General features: G+C 58.7%; 15 protein-coding genes. 13 read left to right on the forward strand and 2 right to left on the reverse strand.

Annotation, left to right across the window (positions count from 1 at the left end):
* Nucleotides 1-2: 2 nt before the first annotated feature.
* From GOB86_RS09460 to GOB86_RS09510, 12 genes are all read left to right on the forward strand, one after another.
* Nucleotides 3-500 carry a phage GP46 family protein gene (locus GOB86_RS09460; protein WP_165992088.1) on the forward strand — a complete coding sequence of 166 codons (498 nt, stop codon included), beginning with the start codon at nt 3-5 and terminating at the stop codon, nt 498-500.
* Nucleotides 500-1,615: a baseplate J/gp47 family protein gene (locus GOB86_RS09465; protein WP_165992089.1), complete on the forward strand. Its 1,116-nt coding sequence runs from the start codon at nt 500-502 to the stop codon at nt 1,613-1,615. Before GOB86_RS09460 ends, GOB86_RS09465 begins: the two co-directional genes overlap by 1 nt.
* Nucleotide 1,616: 1 nt before the next feature.
* Nucleotides 1,617-2,207 carry a YmfQ family protein gene (locus GOB86_RS09470; RefSeq protein WP_165992090.1) on the forward strand — a complete coding sequence of 197 codons (591 nt, stop codon included), beginning with the start codon at nt 1,617-1,619 and terminating at the stop codon, nt 2,205-2,207.
* Between the two features lies 1 nt (nt 2,208).
* Nucleotides 2,209-3,345 carry a hypothetical protein gene (locus tag GOB86_RS15855; RefSeq protein ID WP_194301149.1) on the forward strand — a complete coding sequence of 379 codons (1,137 nt, stop codon included), beginning with the start codon at nt 2,209-2,211 and terminating at the stop codon, nt 3,343-3,345.
* Nucleotides 3,345-3,791, forward strand: coding sequence for a hypothetical protein (locus GOB86_RS09480; RefSeq protein ID WP_165992091.1), 447 nt, complete (start codon nt 3,345-3,347; stop codon nt 3,789-3,791). Before GOB86_RS15855 ends, GOB86_RS09480 begins: the two co-directional genes overlap by 1 nt.
* Nucleotides 3,792-3,858: 67 nt before the next feature.
* Nucleotides 3,859-4,356: a hypothetical protein gene (locus GOB86_RS09485; RefSeq protein WP_165992092.1), complete on the forward strand. Its 498-nt coding sequence runs from the start codon at nt 3,859-3,861 to the stop codon at nt 4,354-4,356.
* On the forward strand, nt 4,343-4,816 hold the full coding sequence (locus tag GOB86_RS09490) for a hypothetical protein (protein WP_242012582.1): 474 nt from the start codon (nt 4,343-4,345) through the stop codon (nt 4,814-4,816). The genes GOB86_RS09485 and GOB86_RS09490 overlap by 14 nt, the downstream gene beginning before the upstream one ends.
* Nucleotides 4,817-4,888: 72 nt before the next feature.
* A complete protein-coding gene (locus tag GOB86_RS09495) occupies nt 4,889-5,257 on the forward strand; it encodes a hypothetical protein (RefSeq protein WP_165992093.1) in 369 nt (122 codons plus the stop codon).
* Nucleotides 5,258-5,322: 65 nt separating this feature from the next.
* On the forward strand, nt 5,323-5,616 hold the full coding sequence (locus GOB86_RS09500) for a hypothetical protein (protein WP_165992094.1): 294 nt from the start codon (nt 5,323-5,325) through the stop codon (nt 5,614-5,616).
* Nucleotides 5,617-5,679: 63 nt separating this feature from the next.
* Nucleotides 5,680-6,078, forward strand: coding sequence for a hypothetical protein (locus GOB86_RS16070; protein ID WP_242012583.1), 399 nt, complete (start codon nt 5,680-5,682; stop codon nt 6,076-6,078).
* Nucleotides 6,079-6,207: 129 nt separating this feature from the next.
* Nucleotides 6,208-6,369, forward strand: a complete 162-nt coding sequence (locus GOB86_RS16075) for a hypothetical protein (RefSeq protein WP_242012584.1) — start codon at nt 6,208-6,210, stop codon at nt 6,367-6,369.
* A gap of 85 nt (nt 6,370-6,454) precedes the next feature.
* Nucleotides 6,455-7,243 carry a hypothetical protein gene (locus GOB86_RS09510; RefSeq protein ID WP_165992095.1) on the forward strand — a complete coding sequence of 263 codons (789 nt, stop codon included), beginning with the start codon at nt 6,455-6,457 and terminating at the stop codon, nt 7,241-7,243.
* A 159-nt stretch (nt 7,244-7,402) separates the two neighbouring features.
* Here GOB86_RS09510 and GOB86_RS09515 read toward each other — a convergent pair whose 3' ends face one another.
* The gene (locus GOB86_RS09515; protein ID WP_165992045.1) at nt 7,403-7,657 is read right to left on the reverse strand and encodes a hypothetical protein; all 255 of its coding nucleotides are present in this window, start codon (nt 7,655-7,657) and stop codon (nt 7,403-7,405) included.
* Here GOB86_RS09515 and GOB86_RS09520 point away from each other — a divergent pair.
* Complete coding sequence (locus GOB86_RS09520; protein WP_242012585.1) at nt 7,656-8,033, forward strand: hypothetical protein; 378 nt, start codon at nt 7,656-7,658, stop codon at nt 8,031-8,033. The two genes, GOB86_RS09515 and GOB86_RS09520, sit on opposite strands and share 2 nt — an antisense overlap.
* Before the next feature lie 273 nt (nt 8,034-8,306).
* On the opposite strand, the gene GOB86_RS09525 is transcribed toward GOB86_RS09520, so the two are convergent.
* Nucleotides 8,307-8,960: a hypothetical protein gene (locus tag GOB86_RS09525; RefSeq protein ID WP_198912032.1), complete on the reverse strand. Its 654-nt coding sequence runs from the start codon at nt 8,958-8,960 to the stop codon at nt 8,307-8,309.
* Nucleotides 8,961-9,082: the final 122 nt, after the last annotated feature.

Below are 9,082 nucleotides of genomic sequence, written 5' to 3' on the forward strand. Positions count from 1 at the left end.
GCATGGATATCGCACTTTCGTGGAACGTGGCCCGTGCGGAAGGGGAATGGATTGTCAGCAGCGGTGATCTGCTGCTTGGCAGCGCTCTGGCCTCTGCCGTGATGGTCAGCCTGTTCACAGACCGGGTGGCGCCAGAAACCATAACCACACTCGACGGCGCGGTTGGAATTTCTCCCGCGGCTGGCGCTTCTGGTTCCCGCACAAACAACCGCCGTGGCTGGTGGGCCGATGCCTGGGCAGACAGCCCCATAGGCTCGCGGTTGTGGCAGATGGAACGGGCCATAAAGGCCGGGCAGTCCAGTGTCCCGCGTGAGGTCGAAGCCATCTGTCAGGAAGCGCTGCAATGGCTGGTGGATGATGGCGTGGTCCAGAGCGTGGTGGTTGCCGCGCAATGGAATGCCACCAACAGGCAGGCGGTGGAATTCCGCGTGACCGTACAGGAGCCGGGGCAGGTTGCTTCTCAGGTGTTCCTGTTTTCATGGGCATGGAAGGGGCTGTAATGCCATATGCAAGACCAACCCTGACCGACCTGCGGCAACAGGCGCTGCAGGATGTTCTGGACGGTGGAATATCCGGTGTTTCCGCCGTACTGCGCTTTTCTGTTCTCAGCGTTCTTTGTTACGCGCTGGCGGGCCTGTCCTACCTCCATTACGCCTATCTGGACTGGATATCCCAACAGGCGGTCCCCTGGACGGCGACGGATGAATATCTGGAAAGCTGGGGGACATTAAAAGGTGTGACCCGCAAGGCACCGTCCGCAGCCTCTGGCAACGTTGCTTTCAATGTTACGGGGGATGGTACCATTCCAGCGGGCACTGGTATCGCGCTGGCTGGTGGCCTGACGGCGACAACAACAGCCGACAGCACAACCAGCAATAGTATTGCCACAGCCCCGGCCACATGCAGCGTAACAGGCAGTGCTGGCAACCTGCCATCTGGCAGCATTGCTACATTGTCCAGCCCTGTGCCCGGCATACAGACAGTTGGTCTGGTATCCGCCGCCTTTGGTGGTGGCGCGGATATTGAGGAGGAGGAAGACTTCCGCTCCCGCGTCCTGCTCGCATGGCAAGGGGATGGGGAAAACGGCAAAAAGCAGGATTACATCGACTGGGCTCTGGCTGTGCCCGGTGTAAGCCGGGCATGGGTAAACCCCTTGGGCTTTGGAGCCGGGACAGTGGTGGTTTACCCCATGCGGGATGATGCCAATGCAGCCAGTGGTGGCTTCCCGAATGGGACCGATGGGGCAAGTGCTTCAGATACACGCTATGCCACGGCAACTGGGGACCAACTGGTCATTGCCAACGCGCTTTATCAGTCGCAGCCGGTCGATGCACTTGTCATCGTCTGTAGCCCCGTGCCCCAGCCCGTGGACTTTACCATCGCGGATCTGGGCACCGGCAATACGGTTGCCAACCAGACACTTATCAAGGCCGCATTGACGGACATGTTTCTCCGCCTGTCCGCCCCCGGAGGCACAATCCACCCCAACAACTGGGATGAAGCCTTGTCCGCCCTGAACCTGAGCACCTTCAGCGTCTCCCAGCCTACAGGCCCAGTTACGGGTGCCAACGCTGCCGCCATGCCAACGCTGGGCACCATCACCTTCGAGAGCTGACATGCCTCCTGTCTTTACCAAGGATATGTTCCGCTCGGCATTTATGAGCCTGCTGCCAACCGGGCCGATATGGCCGAGGGATCAAGGCAGTGTGCTCTATCAGCTGAGTGCAGCGTGGGCGGCCAGCTTTGCGCGCAGCTCAGACCGGGCCGCTAATCTGCTTGTCGATGCTTTCCCCACCAGCACGATGGAACTACTGCCCGAGTGGGAGGCCACACTGGGTCTGCCAGACCCATGTGCGGGAACCAACCCAAGCATTGCTCAAAGGCGTGCTCAGGTTGTGGCGCGGCTGACGGATACCAATGGATGCTCGGTCCCGTATTTCATCGCCTTTGCCAAAGCCCTTGGTTACGACATTACCATTACCCAGTTTGCCCCCCGGCGCTTTGGGGCGCGCTTTGGCACGCCATTTGGGGGGGAGGCATGGGCCTACGCATGGCAGGTCAATGCCCCCCAGTTCACAATCAACCGGCTGAAGTTTGGTGACAGCTTTGGCCAGCCATGGGCGCAGTGGAGCAATAATGTTCTGCAATGCGAACTGAAAGCCCGCGCCCCGGCCCATACAATCCTTTTATTCAATTACGGGAACTGACATGGATCTGCTGATCGCAGCCAACACGGTCATACAGGCGCAGGCCGACACGGCCCCCGCCTCTGGCACACCCGGTTGGGCAACAGACGGAAACCCGGCGACCGGTCTTTTGGCAACAGATGCACCTGCATGGCATTATAATATGATGATGGCAGAACTGATCGCCATCATCAAAGCTGCGGGTTTTACACCAAGCAACGCAGACTGGTCGCAGGTCCTCAAGGCCATGCAGACCATTTTTGCTCCTGCTCAGTATGGTGTCGCTCCCTTCAGTGCATCGCTGGCACAGTTGATCGGGGGTTACCCGTTAGGTGCTATCGCGTTCGATGCCGCAGGCAATTATTGGCAGTCTACCAAGGCGAACAACCTGACTGTGCCAGGCGCAGATGGTGCAACTTGGGTGAATTTTTTTGCCGGGGTTATGACACAGCAGCAGGCTGACCTTCGTTATTTGTTGCTGACTGGCGGTAACGTCAAAGGCGCAATGGATTGGGGCGACAAAACCGCTGCTGGCACCACCACTCACCGCTTCTGGTCGGCAGGTGCGCCAGCCGAGGGTGATGCTACCCCAGATGCCACACTGACCATAAGCGGCGGCACACCGGGCACAGCCAATCAGGGCAGCGTGGCGCTTTCTACCAAGGAGTTGGACCTTAGCGGGACGGGACAGGTGCTTGTTCCTGACGTGGAGGATTTTGCTACCAAGCAGGCACTGAGCGCACAGATTGCTGAAGAACGTTACCCGGCATCTGTTCCCACAACGGGGCAGGCGCGCATTACCAGTCTGGTACAGGATGCCAATGGGCGGACATTGTCCAACGGTGCGGTGCTAGCCAATCTGGCAGATTTGCCCATTGCTCCTACCGACAAGATACAGCGGTTTACCGTTACGGGGGCGGTGTATGAGCAAACTATTCCTTACCCAGAAGCATTTTCCTCGGAGGATGTAACTCTAATTATGACTGTTCAGGCGGTAGATGATTCACCCAAAGGTCTTGTTCTTGCCAATTACCGCTCGGGAACAAAAACCCCCACCGGGTTTGGTATCCGCCTTATTTACTTAAACGGATATGGCAACCAGGCCCTTCCCTCATCCGATCCGGCCAACGTGGATATTATTGCAATAGGACCAGGATAATGAACGCGCCCTATACCGATGGAACACGCACATGGACCAGTCGCTATTATGCAGACCTGAATACGCCGTGCGGGTATTACGATCTGGCTGGCCTGTCCACGCTGGCTAATGTGCCAGACCCCGACAAGCTGTTTGCGCTGTGTGATGCTCAGTGGACTGCCCGCATGAACGGGAACAGTGTTCTGTCTAAAGCAGTGGTCAACGGTATCTGGCAGGATTATACCGCGCCAGCGGTCATCATCCCCATGAAAACGCAGGCGGTCACCGCGCAGGCATGGGTCCAGCAACAGGCCAACCTTGCTGCTGCAATGGGTGAGGTCTTTACGGCGGACATGAAGGCTTATGTGGCTGCCATTAACGCCATTGCCGACGGCACGGACACCACCAGTAAGGCATTGCCTGCTCAGCCCACGGATGTGTTGGCAGCAAGTGCTGCAACAGCCTGACTTGCATTAAGGTCTCGTACTGACCCGCCGCCCTGTGAGGCGGTTTTTTTATGCCCGGATAAAACGAATGACTGAAACACAGGGCGTGGCATCCTGCGCGTCTGATAATGACCTGCGCGCAATCGTGGGTGAGCATGCGCAAGAAATTTCTCAGATTAACGTCCGGTTGGATGGGCTGGGAAAAGAGCAGCATAATCTGATGCGTGAAGTTGTGGCGGTTCGCGCGGAAGGGAATGCCCGTTCGGAGGCTTCAGTTTCGGCACTCTCGGACATCCGGGGCAGTGTAGAAGGGCTTGTCCGCCAATTGGCAGAGCATACTGGTGCACAAAAGCGGCAGAATGAGCTGAAAGAGCAGGAACTCCGGGCAGTCAGGTTGCGTGGAGAGAAGATCAAAATATGGGGGACTGTCATCGGTATTATTGCCACCCTTGGTGGCATGATTGGTGGAACGCTCCTATCCAGCCAGACATGGGATGACTGGGCTTTTGGGGGTGTCCATTTCCTCCACCGTCACCCACACATGGATGATGGCCAGCAGGAGGCGGGGCAGCATGACCGGCCTTAACCTCTCCCAGTTCAAAGCCCGCATTGTTCTACCTGTTGTTCAGGCTATGGGGCCGGGTGGGGATGCCGCAGTTAACCTGCTGACCGGTACCGCGCTGGCGGAAAGTGGTCTGAGCTATCTGGCCCAGATCCAAGGGCCAGCACTAGGCCTGTGGCAGATGGAACCGGTAACACATGATGACTGCTGGGCAAACTGGCTGCGCTATCAGCCTGACCTCACAGATGAGATTTTGCACCTTTCCGGTATGGTCGCTCAGCAACCGGCCATCACCATGGTTTGGAACCTGCGCTACGCCTGCGCCTTGGCGCGAGTGAAGTACCTGCGCGCACCAGCTCCGCTACCGGCAGCTAATGATGCTGCAGCACTCAGCGCCTACCACAAACAGAATTACAACACGGTGCTGGGTGCGGCCAATGCGGCCCACAACGTCGGGTTGTTTCAACAGGCCATTGCAGCCTGAAGAAAGGAGCCAGCCATGCGGCTTGCTCTGTTGCGCCAACTTGCATGGCGCCTTTTGACCAGGGAAAAATTGATGGTGGATACACCGCCCCAGCCCGCCAGAACGGCTGTGTTGACAGCAAAAGCTGTGAGCAAGCCCACGGTTCTGGTCGGGATTGTTCTCAGTATCCCAGACCCGTATCGCGAATACGTTCTGCTCGCATGGATTGCCGTAGCACTGGCCTGCACGGATCTCACACCCCCTGTCGGCCATGGCCGCATGCAGGTGGTTCTGATGCTGGTCTACCGGGTGCTCAACTTTATCGCCTGCAACTGGGGGGCTGCGGCCAATGCGCTGACAACCCTCTGGATCAGCAAGGGGAGCGGCCTTCGCCCCCCGGTTGTGGCTGGCCGGGCAATTGTTCCGCCCAGCCCTTTGGCGCGGGACAGTCCCCCGGACTGACCACGCCTTTTTCCCCCAATGCACAGCCGCCCTCCCAGGCGGCTTTTTTTATGGAGCACCCCCATATGAACGAACTTCAGTCCGCCTCGGCCCTGAATGGCCTGGTCTCCCAGATTGCCGGCAAGCATGAGGATGCCGCGGTTAAGGCCGACCTCAACCTCGCGGGCACAGCAATCAGCCTGCTGGTGCAGACACTGGTGCCCCGGCTGGATCCCGCGCTGGATCTGAACGGGGTTGATACGGCCCTGTCCGAAATTTTCTCCGGCATGACCAAGCTGGCCGCTTTGACGGCGGGCACCACGGTTGCCGCACAGGTTACGCAAGAGCCTGCCACAGACCCCACACAGGCCTCGGCCTGACCCATGCGCCCCGTTGCCAACGCAGCGGGGCTTTTTTTGTTATCTGCCCAAGGACGATACGAAATGAAAATATTTTCCCGCCGCAATATCCTGCGCTCCGGCACCCCCGAGAGTGTTCATGCCGTTCAGATCGAGGCTGTTGATAAGGGCAAGCGCCGCTTTATGGGGAATGCCCTTATGTCGGTCGGCGCTCTTGTGGCCGTTGCCACTATGGCCGGTTGTGCTGTTACAACCACGAACGGCGTGACAACCATCACGCTGGATGTGGCCAAGGTAAAGGCTTACGGGCAGGCGGGCCTGAATGCGGCCGCCACCGTGAGCAGCTTCCTTTCCGCTTTCCCGGCACTCGCGCCCTATGCTGCTGCCATCAGCGTTGCCGATACCGCTCTTTCCGGGGCGCTAACTGCATTCTCGGATGCCGCCGGGTCCACGCTGACCATCAACTACAATGATGCGTCGTGACAAACCCGTGTCAGCAGCGTTCTTGATGGCATTACCACGGTCTCTAGTTCGATCAACAGCGCCATAGCTGGTTCCGGCTCCGTCCTGTCCGCGACCGTCATTGCCGATGCCAAAACAGCTGATAATGCGTTGGTCACCATCGTCAGTGTGTTTGAGGCATTGCTTGGTATCTCCTCCACCCGCGCGCCGGTTCGCGCGCGCATGACCCGCGATATGGTGTTTGTGGGGGCTTCCAACCCCGCCACCAGCATGACCGAGGCGCAGGCTCTGGCCATTCTGGGGGTGAAGTAATGCGGCCATTCGCCTTGATTGCCTCGGCCGGGGCTATTCTGGCCGGGGCGTGGATGGCAGGCGTCTATGTGCGGGCGTGGTATCTATGAGCTGGCGCAAGCTCGGGTGCCGTCCGGCAGTTGTTCTGCCGGGACAGCCCCGCCTGAACGGTCTGCGCATGATGGCCCGCAAAGCTCCTGCCGTGCTGGACCGGTCGCACATCGACCCGGCTCCGCGCATGTTGGGGAATGACCAGATCGGAGATTGCACCAGCGCAGGGTTGGCCAACGCCCTGCGTGCCACGGCGGCCCTCGGTGGCTTTCAGATCGGTGTGGATGACGACAGCGCTATCCAGTTCTATGCCGAGAGCACCGGATACAAGCCGGGATGTCCAGAAACAGACCAGGGTGGCGTGGAGGTCGATGTTCTAAGGTTTACGGTGGTTTGTGGCTACCGTCTGGCATCTGGGGACTACTACCCCCTGTGGGGCACGGCCGACGCACAGGACCGCAATGCTCTGGCGTTGGTTATGGCCAGTCTCGGCACGGTCTATCTGGGCGTCCAGCTTTCCCAATCAGACATGAACCAGATTGAAGCCACCAATGGCACATGCGTGCTGGAGGCGGATAACAACGCATATGGCGACACTACGCCGGGCAGTGCTGGCGGCCATTGCCTGCTGGGCTGGAGCTATAGCGGCCTGTCCGATTCCGACACAGTGGACCTGCTGACGTGGGGCGCAATCCAGAAGGCCACATGGGGCTGGCTGCATAGCCGGATCATGGAGGCCCACGGCCTTGTCTGGCCACAACTCACGCTGGCCAACGGCTTGTATCCAACCGGGCCTGATCTTGATGCGCTCCGTGCGCAGAATGTGGAGTTCCTGACGCCGTGACGGTCATTGCATTCACGGCCACCACTATCGCCGGGGTGGCTGTAGGGCTTCTCGGCGGTTTTGTCTTTTATGCTTATGCAGCGAGTAATTCACAATGAACTATCTGATCGCCGCCGGGTGCGGCATCGCCGGGCTCGTGGTCGGTTTCTTTGCGGGCGTTTACTGGCTCGCACTGTACAGCCAGACCATAGGATGACCCCCGACAACGAATTTTTCGCCATCGCCGGGGGTGCCTTTGTCGGCCTCGGCATGGTCCTGCTGGCGCTCATATGGCGCTGGCGGGCGAGTGCTGGCAGCTTCTGGGGCCAGCTTACGAAAGGGCAGGATGATGCGGATTAAAGCGTTGGCCTGCCTGCTGGCGTTGTCGGCCTGCTCCACCGTTCCCATTCGGGCAAAGCACGACTTGATCGGCATGCCCCGCTCGGACCTTATTGCCTGCGCTGGGGTGCCGGATAACGCGGCTACCCTGCCGGATGGCGAGGTGCTGCAATGGCGACAGGACCAGCAGGTGCAGGGTCCATTCACGATCAAGGGGCCGCTCTCGCTGGAACTGGACCTGTCCGGCCATGGCACATGTCACTTTGTCGCCCGGTTACGGCAGGGGCGTGTGGCGCAGGTGGAATACACCGGGCCGAGCGGTACCATGCTGGGGCCATACTCCGCCTGTCGGCCTTTGGTGCTGGCTTGTGAGCGGCAGGCGCGTTTGGCGTTAAAAAATGATATGACCAACGGCGCTCATGGACCGCAGAGAGCCGTTGGTTGTTACGGCTTGCCACATAGCCAAGTGTAGAAGCAGATTAGGGGGGGGCAACGGACAGTCTGCTGTCTAACATCAGAGGGAGAAAAACGGTCATTCATATAATCGACGTCCGCGATGGCTATGCGTCAGTCAGTCGTTCGCGGGGCCAATTCCTGCCTTGGAAGCCGACGTTATTTTATGCGTGGTTGCGCGTGCCGATCTTCATCAAGATCCGGTTAGCCCGCACACATTGACGTATTGTTGCCCTCTTTTCTGCCACCTTCGACGACGGGAGGGGCCGTAGATTCAGGAACGGCGGATGAACTATCTCGCAGACTGATAGGCGGCGATCGCCGCTTCTTTGGCATCGTTCAACGTTTGCAGCTCGTCCTGCAGCTTCTCGGTCGCGTTCTGGCCGGACAGCGTAATGATGCCGATGATGGCAAAACCGAAGTCGAGGCACGCGCAAATGCCGCGGATCGTCTCATGGTGACCTGAGCCGTATAGGCTGTTGTGGGTGACGGCCACCATGCCGTCCGGTCGATCTTCGTTGATCGACACATGTCCGAAAACGCCCTTAAAATTGGGATGCGCGCCGTAATCGATCGCAGCCTCGTAGGCGTCTTTGGCGAGCCTATCAATATCTGGAGCCTTATGGGCAAAACCCTTGATCGCTTTATCGAAGGTGAAGGCGTTGCGGCAGGCCTTCTTGTCGGCCTCGCTCCGGTGTCGGTTGCTCCAGACCTCGGAGAGGGTAGGCTGCTGCTCCATGAGATAACCATAGCTAGCAGATTCAAGGGCAGTCCGCACAAGTGGAAAAACCGCTGCTGGATGCCCGCTTAATGCCATACGTGCCGCGCCGAGAAACATCTGATAGGCGTTGAGGAAAAGGATATTGGCGAAGGTGGGTGTCTGGGATACGTGCTCCCACAAGTCGTGCCGAAAATAGGCGTCGTACTGCAGAAGCACCTTCAGCAACGGGTTGTCGACGCGGATTTCTCACACTTGAGGCAATTTCGGGTCATTTTGTAGAATTCAGTCATCCCACAGGAGCCCGATCTGGAATATTGACGATATTCTGCTTCTGGCGGCGGGTTCTG

The organism is Acetobacter lambici (genome assembly GCF_011516885.1).
Lineage (GTDB): Bacteria > Pseudomonadota > Alphaproteobacteria > Acetobacterales > Acetobacteraceae > Acetobacter > Acetobacter lambici.

Bases quoted from the DNA above. Each gene is read 5' to 3' on its own strand.
- GOB86_RS09460 (WP_165992088.1), top strand. From the start codon at position 3: ATGGATATCGCACTTTCGTGGAACGTGGCCCGTGCGGAAGGGGAATGG.
- GOB86_RS09465 (WP_165992089.1), top strand. From the start codon at position 500: ATGCCATATGCAAGACCAACCCTGACCGACCTGCGGCAACAGGCGCTG.
- GOB86_RS09470 (WP_165992090.1), top strand. From the start codon at position 1,617: ATGCCTCCTGTCTTTACCAAGGATATGTTCCGCTCGGCATTTATGAGC.
- GOB86_RS15855 (WP_194301149.1), top strand. From the start codon at position 2,209: ATGGATCTGCTGATCGCAGCCAACACGGTCATACAGGCGCAGGCCGAC.
- GOB86_RS09480 (WP_165992091.1), top strand. From the start codon at position 3,345: ATGAACGCGCCCTATACCGATGGAACACGCACATGGACCAGTCGCTAT.
- GOB86_RS09485 (WP_165992092.1), top strand. From the start codon at position 3,859: ATGACTGAAACACAGGGCGTGGCATCCTGCGCGTCTGATAATGACCTG.
- GOB86_RS09490 (WP_242012582.1), top strand. From the start codon at position 4,343: ATGACCGGCCTTAACCTCTCCCAGTTCAAAGCCCGCATTGTTCTACCT.
- GOB86_RS09495 (WP_165992093.1), top strand. From the start codon at position 4,889: ATGGTGGATACACCGCCCCAGCCCGCCAGAACGGCTGTGTTGACAGCA.
- GOB86_RS09500 (WP_165992094.1), top strand. From the start codon at position 5,323: ATGAACGAACTTCAGTCCGCCTCGGCCCTGAATGGCCTGGTCTCCCAG.
- GOB86_RS16070 (WP_242012583.1), top strand. From the start codon at position 5,680: ATGAAAATATTTTCCCGCCGCAATATCCTGCGCTCCGGCACCCCCGAG.
- GOB86_RS09510 (WP_165992095.1), top strand. From the start codon at position 6,455: ATGAGCTGGCGCAAGCTCGGGTGCCGTCCGGCAGTTGTTCTGCCGGGA.
- GOB86_RS09520 (WP_242012585.1), top strand. From the start codon at position 7,656: ATGCCCCGCTCGGACCTTATTGCCTGCGCTGGGGTGCCGGATAACGCG.
- GOB86_RS09515 (WP_165992045.1), bottom strand. From the start codon at position 7,657: ATGCCGATCAAGTCGTGCTTTGCCCGAATGGGAACGGTGGAGCAGGCC.